13 protein-coding genes and 1 pseudogene are annotated in these 15,600 nt (G+C 53.9%); 7 read left to right on the top strand and 7 right to left on the bottom strand.

Annotated features, from left to right (window positions below; genetic code table 11):
• The first annotated feature begins 259 nt into the window (after nucleotides 1-259).
• Nucleotides 260-1,456: a Gfo/Idh/MocA family protein gene (locus tag PCH05_RS21865; protein WP_127605884.1), complete on the top strand. Its 1,197-nt coding sequence runs from the start codon at nucleotides 260-262 to the stop codon at nucleotides 1,454-1,456.
• Between the two features lie 345 nt (nucleotides 1,457-1,801).
• The gene (gene wrbA, locus PCH05_RS21870; RefSeq protein ID WP_127605886.1) at nucleotides 1,802-2,425 is read left to right on the top strand and encodes an NAD(P)H:quinone oxidoreductase; all 624 of its coding nucleotides are present in this window, start codon (nucleotides 1,802-1,804) and stop codon (nucleotides 2,423-2,425) included.
• 172 nt (nucleotides 2,426-2,597) lie between these two features.
• Here the strand turns inward: wrbA and PCH05_RS21875 are convergent, their stop codons facing one another.
• Both PCH05_RS21875 and PCH05_RS21880 read right to left on the bottom strand, forming a co-directional pair.
• Entirely contained in the window at nucleotides 2,598-3,734 is a 1,137-nt protein-coding gene (locus PCH05_RS21875) for a phosphodiester glycosidase family protein (RefSeq protein WP_127605995.1), read from the bottom strand.
• 112 nt (nucleotides 3,735-3,846) lie between these two features.
• Nucleotides 3,847-4,623: pseudogene (locus PCH05_RS21880) on the bottom strand (ABC transporter ATP-binding protein).
• A gap of 199 nt (nucleotides 4,624-4,822) precedes the next feature.
• On the opposite strand from PCH05_RS21880, the gene PCH05_RS21885 reads away from it, so the two are divergent.
• The 3 genes from PCH05_RS21885 (at nucleotide 4,823) to rnhA (ending at nucleotide 6,974) form a co-directional block, all read left to right on the top strand.
• Entirely contained in the window at nucleotides 4,823-5,629 is an 807-nt protein-coding gene (locus PCH05_RS21885) for an AraC family transcriptional regulator (RefSeq protein WP_127605888.1), read from the top strand.
• 95 nt (nucleotides 5,630-5,724) lie between these two features.
• Nucleotides 5,725-6,192 carry an acyl-CoA thioesterase gene (locus tag PCH05_RS21890; protein ID WP_127605890.1) on the top strand — a complete coding sequence of 156 codons (468 nt, stop codon included), beginning with the start codon at nucleotides 5,725-5,727 and terminating at the stop codon, nucleotides 6,190-6,192.
• A 122-nt stretch (nucleotides 6,193-6,314) separates the two neighbouring features.
• Nucleotides 6,315-6,974: a ribonuclease H gene (rnhA, locus tag PCH05_RS21895; RefSeq protein ID WP_127605892.1), complete on the top strand. Its 660-nt coding sequence runs from the start codon at nucleotides 6,315-6,317 to the stop codon at nucleotides 6,972-6,974.
• Between the two features lie 232 nt (nucleotides 6,975-7,206).
• On the opposite strand, the gene PCH05_RS21900 is transcribed toward rnhA, so the two are convergent.
• Nucleotides 7,207-9,186, bottom strand: a complete 1,980-nt coding sequence (locus PCH05_RS21900) for a beta-galactosidase trimerization domain-containing protein (RefSeq protein WP_127605894.1) — start codon at nucleotides 9,184-9,186, stop codon at nucleotides 7,207-7,209.
• A 199-nt stretch (nucleotides 9,187-9,385) separates the two neighbouring features.
• On the opposite strand from PCH05_RS21900, the gene PCH05_RS21905 reads away from it, so the two are divergent.
• Nucleotides 9,386-10,255, top strand: a complete 870-nt coding sequence (locus tag PCH05_RS21905; RefSeq protein WP_164766757.1) for an AraC family transcriptional regulator — start codon at nucleotides 9,386-9,388, stop codon at nucleotides 10,253-10,255.
• 97 nt (nucleotides 10,256-10,352) lie between these two features.
• Here PCH05_RS21905 and PCH05_RS21910 read toward each other — a convergent pair whose 3' ends face one another.
• The 4 genes from PCH05_RS21910 to PCH05_RS21925 form a co-directional block, all read right to left on the bottom strand.
• A complete protein-coding gene (locus PCH05_RS21910) occupies nucleotides 10,353-11,396 on the bottom strand; it encodes a formylglycine-generating enzyme family protein (protein ID WP_127605997.1) in 1,044 nt (347 codons plus the stop codon).
• Between the two features lie 70 nt (nucleotides 11,397-11,466).
• Nucleotides 11,467-12,693: an ROK family protein gene (locus tag PCH05_RS21915; RefSeq protein WP_127605897.1), complete on the bottom strand. Its 1,227-nt coding sequence runs from the start codon at nucleotides 12,691-12,693 to the stop codon at nucleotides 11,467-11,469.
• Entirely contained in the window at nucleotides 12,686-13,222 is a 537-nt protein-coding gene (locus tag PCH05_RS21920; protein WP_127605898.1) for a chromate transporter, read from the bottom strand. The genes PCH05_RS21915 and PCH05_RS21920 overlap by 8 nt, the downstream gene beginning before the upstream one ends.
• A gap of 41 nt (nucleotides 13,223-13,263) precedes the next feature.
• The gene (locus PCH05_RS21925) at nucleotides 13,264-13,869 is read right to left on the bottom strand and encodes a chromate transporter (RefSeq protein WP_127605899.1); all 606 of its coding nucleotides are present in this window, start codon (nucleotides 13,867-13,869) and stop codon (nucleotides 13,264-13,266) included.
• Nucleotides 13,870-14,075: 206 nt separating this feature from the next.
• On the opposite strand from PCH05_RS21925, the gene PCH05_RS21930 reads away from it, so the two are divergent.
• Entirely contained in the window at nucleotides 14,076-15,566 is a 1,491-nt protein-coding gene (locus PCH05_RS21930) for an arylsulfatase (protein WP_371860571.1), read from the top strand.
• The last annotated feature ends 34 nt before the right edge of the window (nucleotides 15,567-15,600 follow it).

Raw genomic sequence — 15,600 nt, forward strand, 5'->3', positions numbered from 1 at the left:
TAATCAGGAGGTTGAGTATTTCCATCACCCGCTCCATAAAAAAGCCAAACGCCGAAAGGCGTTTTTTTATTTTTCCGAAGGCAGTCGGTTGAACAGACCTTTTGTCATATTTTTTTAGTCCCTTGGCACGAAATTATACTGTAGCCCCCCCGATCCACTACGAAATATCATAAACTGCATATAGGGTAAAGAGATGAATATTGACAGATCTTCGGAAACAGGGGAATATCAGAAGAAAATGGTACCTTGGGAGGCTACGATGAAGAACAAAGTCAGAGTTGGCATGATTGGTTTGGGTGCCCGCGGTATGGGGCTGTTAAAGGGTATCGTTTTACATATGGAAGATGTAGACGTTGTGGCTGTATGCGACTTGTACCAGGACCGCTGCGATCAGGCGGCGGACCGTGTGGCGGAAACGGGCATGCCAAGGCCGCTTGCCACCCGCGACTATCGTGAAGTCATGGCAATGGGCGGTATCGACGCGGTGGTCATCGGCGCTTCCTGGTCGGATCATACCGAAATCGCGATTGCTGCGATGGAAGCCGGCATCTATGCAGCCTGCGAGGTGGGCGGAGCCTACTCCATCCAAGAGTGCTGGAAGCTGGTTGAAGCCTATGAACGTACCCGTGTGCCCTGCATGATTATGGAGAACTGCTGTTACGGCCGCGATGAAATGATGGTGCTGAATATGGCGAAGCAGGGCATACTGGGCGATATTGTGCATTGTGCAGGCGGTTATCGGCATGATTTGAGAGAAGAGATCGCTTTTGGTAAAGAGAACCGGCATTATCGTCTGAACAATTACATCCACCGGAACTGTGAGAACTATCCGACACATGAAATTGGACCGATCGCCAAAATTCTGAATATTAACCACGGCAACCGCATGGTGTCACTCGTATCCATGGCTTCGAAGGCCAAGGGCATGCAGGCGTATATCCGTAACCACAAAAGCGAAGATTCCGAATTGGCGCAAACCGAATTCATGCAGGGCGACATCGTCACGACCCTCATCACATGCGCGCATGGGGAGACGATCACGATTACGCTGGACACCACGCTGCCGCGTTATTATTCCCGTGGATTCACCGTTCAAGGCACCCAGGGGATGTACACGGAGGACAACCATTCCATTTATTTGGACGGCACGCACGATGCGTTTCACATGAACTGGAAAGAGCAATGGGGCAATGTGGAGCAGTTCAGAGAGCAATATGACCATCCTCTATGGAAAAAATATGTCGAGGAAGGCGTCAAGGGAGGGCATGACGGAATGGATTGGCTAGTATTCTCGGACTTTTTTGAAAGCGTCAAACAAGGTACCGAAACGCCGCTGGACGTTTATGACATGGCCGCCTGGATGAGCATCTCGGCACTATCGGAGGAGTCGATTGCTCTGGGAGGGCATCCGGTAGCCATACCGGACTTTACGAACGGTAAGTGGGTCAACCGCTAATCAGGAAAAGAAAGAACCCATCTTATGGATGCAAAGACTGCCAAGCAAAGGAAAAGCTGAGGCAGTCTTTTTATTTTCTATACAAAAGTAAGTAATTGAAAAAAATATATAAGTTTTTGTTGACAGTAGGGAAGTCGAGTGATAATATTATCTCATATTAAAGATACATTGTTTAGAAGCAATATTTTTTGGGATTATGTCTTAATTCTGAAATATATAATGTTAAGGAATGTGATTGTAAGGATCCGCATCACATCCAGAGCCGCGTATATTTCACAACCATGCATGGCAAAATAGGAAAAACCTATGTTCACCATAAACTCACTCGGTAAAGGGGAATTCAAGATGTCTAACGTGAAAACAGCAGTCATTTACTACAGCTCCGGCGGTACGAACTATCAATTGGCACAATGGGCGGCAGAAGGCGCCAAACAGGCTGGCTCTACAGAAGTAAAAGTGCTGAAGGTGGCTGAAACGGCTCCACAGGCAGCCATCGACTCCAACCCGGCTTGGAAAGCCAATCATGAAGCAACGAAGGATGTTCCTGAAGCAACGGTGGCTGACCTGGAATGGGCAGATGCGATTATTTTCAGCGTACCGACACGCTTCGGCAACATGCCGGTTCAAATGAAGCAATTCCTTGACCTTACCGGCGGCCTCTGGTTCCAAGGCAAGCTGGTCAACAAGGTTGTCAGCGCAATGTCTTCCGCACAAAACCCGCATGGCGGCCAGGAAGCGACCATTCTTTCGCTGTACACGACGATGCATCACTGGGGTGCGCTTGTGGCTTCTCCAGGGTTTACGGATCAGTCGGTCTTCGCTGCAGGCGGCAACCCTTACGGCACATCCGTAACCGTTGGACAGGACGGCAAAATGGTTGAGGACGTGAAGGAAGCGGTGCTTCACCAGGCCAAACGCACGGTAACCGTAGCCGATTGGGTGAAAAAAGGAATGAACGGGGGCAACTAATCGCCATTCGTCGATTTAAGAAAAAGGCTGAGCCTGAAAGCATCGCTGCTTTCGTGGGCTCAGCCTTTTTTTGAAGTTATGAGTCATCCTAATGCGGCCGGTCTCATTGACAGTACGTTGACCGACGTTCTCTTTTATCATCGGCCTTGGCATTTCCGTTATTGCCATTCCATCACTGGACTTTAATTACGAGGGCGTTGCTGATTTTACGTCCGGGAGTAGTTAGGTATTTGCCGTTATAGTAAAGTCCGCTCGAAGCGCCTCCATCCAGGTTCATGGCCTGGTAGGCTCCGGCTTGACGCATAATTTCCGCGAGCTGCGGAATGGTGGCACCGCCTGTCGTCAGCAGGATGAGCTTATGGTCCTTGGTGACTCCAAGCGCGCTGCGCGCACCGCCGCCGGTCAGAATTTTCGGATCTTTAAATCCTTCCTGCTTCACGTTCAGCGATACTTTGCCGTCCACCAGCAGCCGTGGTCCCGCCTGCAAACCGCCTGCAATCAGGCCCTGGCCGAATGTGTCTTTGAAATCCGAGCCGGCGATCAAATTGACGATCTGGTTCTCGTCATAGGTGAAAATGACGCGCTGATCGCCAGGAGCCGACATTTTGATTTCGCCTTTGCTCAGGATATAACCGTATGGCGCTTTATAGCTATCGGATGTATAGGCATTGAAGAAGGTGCCGTTAATGGCGACAACCGCCCCGCTGCGTTTGGCGATGCTGCTCAGGTCTTCGACATTTCCGGGCTTGTTCCCTGCGAGTACCACATCCAATTGCACCTGTGGATGCATGAGGGATACAGTCACCACCTGCGTGCTGAACGATCTGCCGCCCACTTTAAAGGTTTTCTTTTCACTGACAATCGGATTCGGGAGCGTCTGGCCAGCGGCTTTGGTCACGACAGGAAGCACCGAAGAGGTGTTTGCCGAAGAAATTTTGACCGCATTGCTTGTTTTAAGCCAATCCAGCTGATATCCGAGCTCTTTGCTTATAATCTGCAGCGGCACATAGACCAAGCCGTTGTCTTTGAAGGGTGCATCCTGAAGGGCGACGGACTGATCGTTCACGTTCGCTGTTTTTTGTCCCAGAGTCATGTTGATCTGTATGTTGCCATGCGCGATCTTGACCTGTTTAGACGCTTCATCCCACTGCACGGCGTTCCCGTCCAAACCGTTCAGAAACCGAACGGGCACGAAGGAATGATTGCTTTTGGCATTCATAATAACGATATTTTTGGGTGGCGCGGCCGCAAAGGCTGACGGCATCATCAAGATGAATGCCATAAGTAGGATTGCGATAGATTTTTTCATCATGGTAGCTGAGATTCCCCTTATTGTGTGATTTATTCCTGCTATTGTAATATCGGAAAAATCATCCAACAATTGAAGGGGAAATAGGACTTTTCTCTCTGTGCATAAAGAACTACTCGGCTACGCGCACATAAAACCGATCCCCATGACGGTCCACATCCACGGGCGATTCAAAAAATTCGCTCAGATTGTCGGCGGTCAGGATCTCCTCCGTTTTTCCGCTGCCGACGGCTTCGCCGCGTCTCATCAGAAGCACATGGCTAAATACGGGCAGAATTTCCTCGGTATGGTGGGTGACATAAATCAGCGTAGGCGCATTCGGCTGTCGTACCAGCTCCGCGATGCTTTCCAGCAGCCGTTCTCTTGAAAATATATCGAGTCCGTTGCATGGCTCATCCAAAATCAAAATGCGGGGATTCGCGATCAAGGCGCGTGCGATCAGGAGCTTCTGCTTTTCGCCCTGCGAGCAGGTCCGGTATTCACGATCCCAGAGATGGTCGCAGCTTAGCGTCTTCATGAGCTCGCGTGCGCGTGCGTAATCCTCATCGCTCGTTTTGTCATAAAGTCAGATGGTGGCATGCTTGCCGCTGATGACGATATGCTGCGTCCGGTCGGAGGCATACAGGCGTTCCTGGAAGGAATTGCTGACCCAGCCGATGGATTTGCGCAGCTCGCGCAGATCCACCTCGCCGAACAGATGTCCGAGGACGCCGACGGAGCCTTCCGTTGGCCATATATAACCGTTGACGATATTCAGCAGCGTCGTTTTTCCGGATCCGTTCAACCCGAGCAGAGCCCAGTGCTCCCCTTCCCGCACCTGCCAGCTGACATCCTTCATCAGGGTATGCTGCCCGCTTTTCCAAGTGATGTGATTGATATCAATGATCATGGATGATCCCTCTCTTTCCCCTCCGGTATCGATAAAAGCTTATTCTACCCATGTTAAAACAAATCTTCGGGCTGTCAATACCGCCATATGCAAAAATGTGTTTATTAGAGCATGTTACATCAAGTATAGGAGCCATGTCGCCGCAATAGGTGCTCCGCTTGCATCGCATTTTTTGCTATAATGTCATCAGGTGAAGCATATGGAAATGACGGTTCGCACGGATCGGATGGAGCTGTTCAAGGGCTCGCACCGGTTCGCCAATCAATCCCATAACCACGAGCAATTTTATCAGTTCACGATACCCACGCAGGGGATCTGCCATTTCACGATGGAAAACAAGCCATACAGGCTTCATGAGGGTGAAGGTCTGATTCAGCATCCGGGAACGGAGCATTACCTGCACCTAGACGATGCCTCCAGTGTCATTATTATCAAATTCAGCAAAGACGCGTTTCCGCAAGAGGATCAGCTTCATGCGCCGCCCGAGTTTGCGGAACAGATGAGGCTCAATCCGTCAGACCTGTCTCGTAAATTCAAGGACTGGACCACGGAGCTGATGTTCGGCGGGAGCAGGGAGCTTCTTGCTTCGCAGGAGACGGAAATCCAGGTGCTCGAGTACTTGAAAGGCGCGCTGTCGGGTTCCATGATGCTCGAGGAGGGTCACTATCGCTACGTCAGGACCCAGGTTCGTGATATTCATCTCGAACAGGTGCTGGCCTATATGCGCGAGTACTACTCGGAGGCTGTTTCGATCGACGATCTGGCTGCCATTGCGGGACAAAGCCGGTATCATTTCATGCGGTCCTTCCGCGCATATACCGGCATCACACCCTATCAGCATCTGCTTAGGCTGAGGATCGATGACGCCAGGCTTCGGCTCCGGAACACGTCTTCATCCATCGCGGAGATCAGCTGCAGCCTGGGTTTTTCAAGCCCAAGCCAATTTCACCGGATTTTCTTGAAGCTGGTGGGCATAACGCCAGGAGGATACAGAAGCAGCAGATAAAAGGCTTATGCCGCAAAAAGCAAAGACGTGGACTCCACGGCATGTTGCGCTTGGTACAGTAGCGGACGTTACCCCAAAAATGAGGAGACTAGACGATGAGAAAAGAAAGCTTCATTCAGCCGGATCCCGAAAGCTGGTTGAACAAATTCCATTTTTCCATTCCGATCAAAGTGCGTTACTGCGAGACCGACATGCTGGGGCATGTGAACAACGTGAGTTATTTTATGTATTTTGAGCAGGGGCGGATTGAGTACTTCGAGAACCTGGGTCTTTTCGACTCGATGTTCGGCAGCGAAAAAGTGGCCGTTGTCGCCGACCTGGAGTGCCAGTACCTGGCCCAAATGTACCGCAGCGACAAGGTGAACCTGCATGTGCGGGTGGCTTCGATCGGCAGATCCTCATTGGATGTGGAATACGCTGTCGTCGTGGAAGACCGGTTAAAAGCCGCCGGACGCGGAGCCATTGTGCTGATTGATACGCCCACGGGCAAAAGCACGCCTATTCCCGAGGAGATCCGCGAAGCCATCGCTGCATTCGAGAAGGATGGCATCAGCGGGGTTTGAGGGATGGTTACTCGAAGAAAAGCACCTGTTTGCGGCAGGTGTTTTTTTGTGAGAAGATACAAAGGCGAAATCGTCATGCGAGGATGATAGGGAATACTATTTTCACTTAAGGAGTTTTACATATGGCAAAATCCAAGTTTTACGTGGTATGGGAAGGGAAAAAGCCGGGAATCTACACCTCTTGGCCGGAGTGTCAGGCGCAGGTGAACGGCTATGCGGATGCAAAATATAAATCCTACGAGTCCCGTGCCGAGGCCGAAGCGGCATTCAAAGGCGGCTGGAAGGGCCACTGGGGGCAGGGGAAATCCTCAGCGTCCTCCAAGGGGGCGGGTGCCGGGAAATATCCGAAAAAAGCTGCCTCTGACGAGGAGGAAGAAATTATTTACGACAGCATTTCGGTTGACGTCGGCACCCGCGGCAATCCGGGCCCGGTAGAATACAAGGGCGTGGATACCCGGACGGGGGATATTCTGTTCTATGTCGGGCCGGTCGAGAACGGAACGAATAATCTCGGTGAATTTATCGCGATCGTGCATGGCTTGGCGTACTTGAAAAAGCTGGGCAGCCAGAAGACGATCTATTCCGACTCCAGGACGGCGCTTGCCTGGGTCCGGAACAAAAAGCCAGCGACTACGCTCGCCAGAAACGAATCCACCCGTAAAATCTGGGAGCTGACCGACCGCGCGGTGGAGTGGCTGCAGAATAACAAGTACGACAACAAAATCCTCAAGTGGAACACGGAAAAATGGGGAGAAATTAAGGCGGATTTCGGGCGGAAATAGATCAGAAATAAACATGCTATGGACGATCCAAGAATAGGAATCTAAATTCACATAAGTGACAAGCAAACGGGAAACCGGCGTACCATTAGACTTCATCCTATCGGGATACTTTTTAAGTGTCTGCTCGATAAGGTGAAGTCTGCAGGGGACGCCGGTTTTTTTAGTTATCAGAAACAATCACATACGAAGCAAGGCCACTTGTGATATCGCAAGTAAAAACATCTATATTCGGTTATATGATTTCCTCGTAATCGAGCACGACCATCTGGTGGCATTCCAGTTTGGGAATGGTATAGGCTACGCGCGCTCCTTGCTGCTCGAAATCAAGCGGAGTCATTTGCGGGGCGAGATAAACCGCATGCACCTTTTCGGGAATCCGCAGTTCGATGGATACGTCGTACACGGGCAGCAGGTCCTCGATAATTTCGATACCGTCGCCTCTTTTTACAGGCGCTGCGTACAGGGTATGCTGCACGTAGCGGGACAAGCCGGCCTGCTTCTGCAGGGTGACGGAACCTTGCGCTGGCAGGGAAGAACGAAGCGTGGACTGGGGCAGCAAACGGTTCAGCGCGGACAATGCCGTTTCTTTCGCGGCCAAGCTTCCTTTGACAGCATAATCCTCGAACAGGTTCCAGGCGATATAAATGCCGTTTCGGCTTTCAACCATGCCCGGCCCGCCGTATTCACCGCTGCTGGGGGTATGCTGATGCGAGCAGAAAGTGAATGCGTCCCGGTTAAAATAGGGATTCTTCCGGCGGCCCAGCTCGGTTCCGTTTTCGGTTAATTCGATTTTGCGGCCCAGGCCGTAGAAGACGAACGCAGCTTCTCCCAGAGAGGGAAGCGGTTGAAGGGGGCGGAAGTAGTCCGGCTGGTAAGGGTTGATGCCGGCATCCCGCACCCCAAGGTCCACCGCAAACGCATCCTCTGCGGCCCGAAGTCCGGATTCTCCCGTCGCGAGCACGCGCCCGCCCTGGGCGAGAAAGGCGTCCAGCTTGGGCTGCAGCGCCGCCCCGATCCGCACATGGTCCGGGAGAATCAGCACCCGGTAGGCATTGAAATCACTTTCGAGATCGACGACGTCAAACAAAATATTTCCTTCGAGCAGCATACGCACCGCACCTGCATCGGATTGGCCCGTAAACGTGTCCTGTCCGCCTTCCGCCGTATGTGCGCCGGCAGCTTCCACGGAGAGCAGGGCCACGTCCGCGACATTCACCGTATGAAGGCACCATTGTTCTTTGGCTTCGACCTCTTGATAGGCTTTGCCGATGAGGGCATAGGTCGCTTCATCCATCGCGCCCAGCGGGTGAAGCTGGTCCCCGATGGAGCAGGCCGCACCATGGGCCAAGCTGAGCGCTGTTTCATAACGGAGCGCATTCGGATGCTTGTAGCCGCCGAATTCCCCCCAGCTCGTATGGAACTTTCCAGTCATGCCGAGAAAGGGCATGCCTAGCGGCTGGACATAGCGCGCGGACAGCGGAAAGTGGTCATAGCCCCAGCCGCCGGTAGGCAGCGATTCCAGCTCCAGATGGGTATTCATCTGCGCCAGATCACGGCGTCCGCGCCGGATATGTCCGCCGTTGTGGAAGATCGGCATGCCCGGCCGGCGGGCATGCACCGTTTCCTTGACCCGGCGGGTGTAGTTGGCATAGGTCCGCTCCCATAGAGGCCGCATGACCCCGATATCTCTCGGATCGCCGCCTTCCCCGCGGACGGTGGCAACGCAGCTTGCGCAGTAGCATTCCCTGACGCCCACAATATCCAGGAAAATGCCGTCTGCGTCATAATTTTGCACGACCTCATCGATCTGGGCGAGCAGGGTATCCAGATAAGGCGTGTTCATGCATAGCTGATGGTACCCGGGTCTGAACAGATCCTCATGGCCGCCGTAACGCGGACGAATCCACCATTCCGGATGGCGGACCGCGAGTTGTTCGTCAAGGCCTGCGGACAGGTATACCGGTGTTTTGACGTCAATCTCGTGAGCGGCCTCAATGATCGCTCCGAGCAGATCGAAGGAAAGGCCCGGATGCATCTGATTCGCTTGGGACGGATGATAAGCCCAGCCGTGATGGCATTTGGAGAAAACCGTAATGGAATCCACATGCCCGAGCCGGAGCATTTCCTGAAATTGTTTTTTCTCAAAACGGCTGCCTATGTGGCCAATCGCTTCCGAAGTATGAAAGTCGAGATGTACCTGACGAAAACGCATCGTATGATCCTCCCGTATTTAAAGTGATCTTCCTCCCTAAGTTAATGCAAAAAAAGATAGGCAGCTATGCGGGATAGCGACATCATTTAGCATGATATCGACTTGTTGTGCATGAACGAAACGGACTTCGATGCTAATATATAATTAAAATAAAATAGCTGGTAAAACAATATCGATATGAATGAAGGAGGGATTTCGGATGCAATGCCTGGAGCTGGCCATTCCTCCGCTGCCATTCCTGTTAACGGTTGGACATGCGACTTGGATGCCCGGGAACTGCCATTATGAACGCTGCTTCGATGTGTATGACGTCATTCTCGTGAAGAAGGGGGCCATGTACATGAAAGAGGATCAGCGGGAGTACGTGATCGCCGGAGGGCAAATGCTCGTGCTGGAGCCGGGGAGAACGCATGTCGGAACGCAAGCCTGCATGGAGGAGACGGAGGTCTATTGGGTGCATTTCAAGCATGCACCTCCGCTTAGAACGCTCGAAGCAGAAGATATCCCGTGGTCGGCGGTTCTGCCGAAAGGAAGAGACAGCGATACGCAGCCATCCGACCAGACGATGTATATGCCCAAATATGGGGATGTGCCATTTAACCAGCTTCAGCCGGTGCTGGACCGGATGAATCAGCTGCATATACAGCTGTCCGTCGAGCATTCGCTTCAGCTGCAGGCGAAGTTCGGGGAACTGCTGGAGCTGTTTCAAGCCGTGGCGAAGGCGAGACCGGTTTCGCGCTCGTCGGCATTGGCGAGGCAGGCGGTGACCTATCTGCAGAAGCATTGGGAGGACCCTTTTCATTCGTCCAAAATGGAGGATGCGCTTCATTTTCAATTCGACCACATTACGCGCTGCATGAAAAAATACACCGGCATGACGCCGCTGCAATATGTGCATCATTTGCGGATGAACCAGGCGTCCATGCTGCTGGAGCAAACGGCCTTATCCGTTCAGGAAATCGCCGAACGCGTCGGTATCCCAAGCGCAAGCTTTTTTGGGCGTCTGTTCCGGGAACGCATCGGCATGTCGCCGGGGCAGTACCGGATAAGACGGCAGTGCCGCTTATGAGCAGCGGAAGCTCTTGTGGCCTCCATTCCATTAGAAAAGAGTCATGCCCTCTAGGGAACCGGCGAACGGATTCCGGGCATGACTCTTTTTGATCAATTTAAATATCGGACGCGACGCGAAAACCGATGTTTCCGGTGGAGCTGTCCGGCGTGTTGCTGCTTCTTGCGGCAACGCGGTAGCGGTTGCAGTAGGATTGGTGGCAAAGGTAGGACCCCCCCTTCATAAGGCGGGACATGCCTTCCGCCGGACCCTGCGGGTGCTCGGTCGACCCGCGCTTGGCCGGATTCTGCGTGAACCAGTCGGCGCACCATTCCCACACGTTGCCGGAGACATTATAGAGCCCGTAGCCGTTCGGTTTATAGGCATCCACGGGAGCCGTGCCGAGATAGCCGTCGCTGCCATGGTTTTTCGTCGGGAAGACGCCCTGCCAGATGTTGCAGCGGTGCTCGCCGTCCGGGCGCAGCACGTCGCCCCATGGATAACGCCTGCCTTCCAGGCCGCCGCGCGCAGCCGCTTCCCATTCGATTTCGGTGGGCAGGCGGACGCCTGCCCACTCGCAGTAAGCCTGCGCGTCATTCCAGGACACATGCACGACCGGATGATCCATGCGATCCTCCACGCTGCTTCCAGGGCCTTCCGGCTCGCGCCAAAAAGCACCCTCCACGCCATGCCACCACGGCGTCTGCCCGGGAGAGCCGACAATGCTCACGTTGTCCGGATCCGTGATCAGCAGGTGGAACACATAGGACCAGCCGAATCGCTCCGCTTCCGTTATGTATCCTGTTGCGGCGACGAACGCGGCGTACTCGGCATTCGTGACGGTATAAGGCGACATGCGGAATGACTTCACATGCACCGGTCTTGCCGGTCCTTCGGCATCGGACGCGAAGCCTTCCCCGTCATCGGTGCCGAGGATATAGACGCCTTCGGGGATAACGGGCCAGGAGGAAGTGTCCGGACGCGATGCTTGGTCTTCTGATGCGGCCGGATGCTCCGCCTTAGCTTCATGCATGGCCGGACTGGCTGCTGCTTGGCGGTCAATGCCCATCGACGGTGTGCCGCAGCCGGCGGGAGCCGCAGCTGCCGCGCGCCGTGCTGCGCAGCAGGAGGGGATTTGATCGGTATCGGACTGCTGATCCATAAGGGGGTTGGACTCTGATGACATGGCGGTTCTCCTCTCTATGATAAACGTAAGTTCGGATGAAGGCGCGCTATACCGTCAGCTGGCTCAGCATGAGCTGCGCTGCGCCAATGGCAATCGCCTCTTCGCCGTAAGTGCCTTTGCTGAAAATGACCTGATATTTCGGATAATGATAGGTTTTGCGAATCGCGGTTTGGGTGGCCGTATAAAAAAACAAATTGTTCTCGGTCATCAAGGGACCGCCGAGAACGACCTTTTCCGGATTCAATATGTTCAGCAGGTTCGCAAGACCGATGCCAAAATAAGTCGCGGCCTGCGTCACCACTTCCGTGACCAGCGGATCCATCTGTTTCAGCGCTTGCATGATGTCGGAGAACTTGGCGGCTTCCCCGGGCCGGACGATTTGGCGCAGGGTGCTGCTGCGGCCAATCCGCAGCCTGGAGTTCACCTCGCGTTCGATGGCATGTACCGAGGCATAGGTATCCAGAGCGCCGAAATTGCCTTGGGCGGTACGGTAAGGGAGACCGTCCGCCTGGATGATCATCTGGCCGAAAGAGCCCTCCATATCGACGGCCCCATGAATCAGCTTGTTGTCCGTCATCATGCTCAGGCGAAGACCCGTGCCGCCGTGAACGTAGAGCATATGCCGGAAATCCTTGGTCCGGTTCGCCCAGGATTCGGCGATTAACGCCGTATTGGCTCCGTTATCCAGAATGACCGGAAATCCGAGACGGTCCTCAAGCATCTGCACCGCGGGCACATGATTCCAGCCCGGGGCAGCAAACCACTCGGGTTCCTCAATGACGCCCGTTATCCGGTTCAGAGGACCCACCGCGCCAATACCCATGCCGATGACTTGTTCAAAAGCGATGCGGTGCTTGACTATCCATTCGGTCACCTGCTCCGTGACCATCTGCATAAAGACTTCGGGCGTTGTCTTCTCGTCCATGCGCCATTCCCGGGAATCCAGCTTCGTACCTGCCAGATCCAGCAGCACCAGTCTTGACATGACCCGCGAAATATCCAGTCCGAACGCATATCCGTAATCCGCTTGGACCTGATAGAGAATGGGGCGCCGCCCACCGGTGGATACGCCAAGCCCGCTTTCGGAAATCACGCCGACACCGACAAGTTCGTCGAGAACCCGGGTTAGCGTGCTGACCGTCAGGCCGCTTAAGGCGAGCAGATCGTTTTTGCCGATTTCATGCCTGCGGCGGATATCGTGAAACAGCTCCTTCGCCTTCGGCGAAGGAATACGTTTGTCAGCGTCTATGCGCTGCTTCTTATCATTAAGCATAGATTACAATCCCCACGATCCCGGATACTAAAATCATCGCCAGCGGATGCACGCGGAAACGGATCATGGCGATCAGGGCAGCAATAAAAATCGCGATGCTGGCGAATGTGCTGACAGACAAGCCCGTAATGAAACCGGAGTGGACCGTCATCGTATAGGCCGCATACGCAATCAAGGCGATGACAGCCGGCTTCATGCCGTTCAGCGCCGCCTGCACCCAATGATTATCATACACACGGTAAAATATCGTAGCAACCAAAAACATGATGATAGCCGAAGGGAACACGATGCCCAGCGAAGCGATCAAGCTGCCGACAGGACCGCCAGCCGTATACCCGACATACACGGCGCTGTTCATCGCTACCGGTCCCGGGGCCATCCCCGCAATCGCAATCGCCTCGGTATACTGCTGTGCAGTCATCCAGCCTTCCTTCAGCGCCGCATGCTCAATGACAGGCAGCATCGCGTAACCGCCCCCGAAAGACATAAATCCAATTTTAAAAAAAGTCCAGAACAGCTCAAACAGCATGGTTTAACCTCTTTTCTGCGGATGAGGACATGTGGTTGATGTTACATGGAGCGATGCTTGCCTTGCTCCTTGTTCGCGTTCGCATCCCTGGAGGAAAAGACCGCTTCCGCCACGAGTCCGATGATAATGCCGATGACAAGCACAAGCAGAGGCTGAACCGGGAAAAAGAGGAGGAGCAACAGGCAGGTCACGGCAACGCCCCAGGTGACAGCATTATGGAGCGCCTGTTTTTTCATCCGGATAGCGGCATAGACGATCAGGGCAACGACCGTGGGCTTGATGCCGTGCAGCGCGGCCTGAACGTATCTGTTACCGCTGAAACCCGATGCGGCCACGCACAGAATCAGCATGATCAGAATGGTTGGCAGCGAAATGCCGGCGACGGCGGAGAGCAAGCCGGGAATGCCGGCGATACGATAGCCCGCCAGGGCTGCTACATTGACGCCGATGCCTCCGGGAGCCGCACCGGATAGCGCGGTGATTTCGCTCATCTCTTTGGGAGAGAGCCATTTGCGGTATTCGGTTACTTCTCTATCGATGACCGGAAGGATGGCATAACCTCCTCCGAAGGTGGTCGGTCCAATTTTCAAAAAAGAAACAAACAGCTTGGCGCATAGCCTAACCTTGCTTTCATCGCGAAGTTCCATATTCGCTTTCCCTCTTTCACTTCTGACTGCGGTGTTTGAACCAAGTATAACCCACTTTAATTCGTTTTGGAATAAAGATTTGTGAAATAGGCGGTCTGATTGAAAAACCTTACTTTTGTACAGGTAAAACCAACAATAAATCCATTTACTTTTGATCAAGTTGGAGGTTAAATGAAAATAATGACAACTTAAGGGAGGGGAAACGCTTGATTTCGAACAACAAGGACGCGAAACCGAATATTCTGCTGATTACCGTGGATCAAATGCGCTTTGACTGCCTGAGCATCGCGGGACATCCGGTGGTAGAGACCCCGAATCTCGATGAACTGGCCCGCACGGGGGTCCGTTTCGACCGTGCATACTCGGCTACGCCGACTTGCGTGCCTGCGCGTGCCGCGATTTTTACCGGCCAGTCCCAGGTACACCATGGGCGCGTAGGCTATCAGGACCGTGTGCCATGGAGATACGAGCATACGATGCCGGGCGAATTTGCAAAAGCGGGGTACCACACGCAGTGCGTCGGCAAGATGCATGTCTATCCGGCCCGGAATTTGATGGGCTTTCATAACGTCGTTCTGCATGACGGATATCTGCATCACAACCGCAATAAATACAGCATTCCGGTACGAGAGCATTATGATGAGGTGGACGACTATTTGCACTGGCTGCGCCAGCAGGTACCGGGCGCGGATCTTACCGATCTTGGGCTGGACTGCAACTCTTCGACTGTGGCCCGGCCGTGGCATCTGCCGGAGAAGCTGCACCCGACGAACTGGGTCGTCTCCGAGTCGATCGATTTTCTCCGCCGCCGCGATCCGGACAAGCCCTTCTTCCTGTGGATGTCCTTCGTCCGTCCGCATTCGCCGCTGGATCCGCCCCAGGCTTATCTGGACTTGTACAAGGATGCCGACATTCCCGAGCCTCCGGTCGGCGACTGGGCTCTGCAGTCGGATCCCGCGTTGGACGGACTCAGCCCGTATACGAGCAAGGGCATCGTGCCCAAGCAGCGCCTTCGTCATGCGATGGCCGCCTATTACGCGCTGATCACGCATATCGACCATCAGATCGGACGGTTTCTTCAGGTGCTGGCCGAATACGGCGAGAAGGAAAACACGGTTATATTATTCACGTCAGACCATGGCGAGCTGATGGGAGATCATCATTTGTTCCGCAAGTCCCTGCCGTATGAAGGAAGCTCGCGGGTGCCGTTTATCGTGAATGATCCGGGCAACCGCCTTGGCCTCAAGACCGGCAAGGTGGTTCAGGAGGTCGTGGAAATGCGTGACATCATGCCGACACTGCTTGATGCGGCCGGGGTTAGCGTACCGGATTCGGTGGATGGCGGCAGCGTGCTCGCCCTTGCTGCGGATACTGCGGGGAAGGAAGCGGTTCCCGCTTGGCGCGCATACCTGCATGGCGAACATTCGCAGGGTGTGCAATCCAATCATTGGCTGACCGACGGCAAGGAGAAGTACATCTGGTATTCACAAACCGGCGAAGAGCAGCTTTTTCTGCTGACCGATGATCCGAAGGAGCTGCATAATGCCGCCCTTGACGAAGCTTGCCTGGATCGGATCGCATACTGGCGCTCCATTCTGATCCGGGAACTGGAAGGACGGGAAGAGGGGTACTCCGATGGCGGGCGGCTGATTGCCGGACGCAAGCCGCTCACGGTGCTCTCCCATGTTCGGGAATAACCTGATCTGCTGCTTCATAATCGCTAACGGATTT

It is taken from the genome of Paenibacillus chibensis, from assembly GCF_004001045.1.
GTDB lineage: Bacteria > Bacillota > Bacilli > Paenibacillales > Paenibacillaceae > Paenibacillus_AQ > Paenibacillus_AQ chibensis.

Bases quoted from the DNA above. Each gene is read 5' to 3' on its own strand.
- PCH05_RS21865 (WP_127605884.1), top strand. From the start codon at position 260: ATGAAGAACAAAGTCAGAGTTGGCATGATTGGTTTGGGTGCCCGCGGT.
- wrbA (WP_127605886.1), top strand. From the start codon at position 1,802: ATGTCTAACGTGAAAACAGCAGTCATTTACTACAGCTCCGGCGGTACG.
- PCH05_RS21875 (WP_127605995.1), bottom strand. From the start codon at position 3,734: ATGAAAAAATCTATCGCAATCCTACTTATGGCATTCATCTTGATGATG.
- PCH05_RS21885 (WP_127605888.1), top strand. From the start codon at position 4,823: ATGGAAATGACGGTTCGCACGGATCGGATGGAGCTGTTCAAGGGCTCG.
- PCH05_RS21890 (WP_127605890.1), top strand. From the start codon at position 5,725: ATGAGAAAAGAAAGCTTCATTCAGCCGGATCCCGAAAGCTGGTTGAAC.
- rnhA (WP_127605892.1), top strand. From the start codon at position 6,315: ATGGCAAAATCCAAGTTTTACGTGGTATGGGAAGGGAAAAAGCCGGGA.
- PCH05_RS21900 (WP_127605894.1), bottom strand. From the start codon at position 9,186: ATGCGTTTTCGTCAGGTACATCTCGACTTTCATACTTCGGAAGCGATT.
- PCH05_RS21905 (WP_164766757.1), top strand. From the start codon at position 9,386: ATGCAATGCCTGGAGCTGGCCATTCCTCCGCTGCCATTCCTGTTAACG.
- PCH05_RS21910 (WP_127605997.1), bottom strand. From the start codon at position 11,396: ATGGATCAGCAGTCCGATACCGATCAAATCCCCTCCTGCTGCGCAGCA.
- PCH05_RS21915 (WP_127605897.1), bottom strand. From the start codon at position 12,693: ATGCTTAATGATAAGAAGCAGCGCATAGACGCTGACAAACGTATTCCT.
- PCH05_RS21920 (WP_127605898.1), bottom strand. From the start codon at position 13,222: ATGCTGTTTGAGCTGTTCTGGACTTTTTTTAAAATTGGATTTATGTCT.
- PCH05_RS21925 (WP_127605899.1), bottom strand. From the start codon at position 13,869: ATGGAACTTCGCGATGAAAGCAAGGTTAGGCTATGCGCCAAGCTGTTT.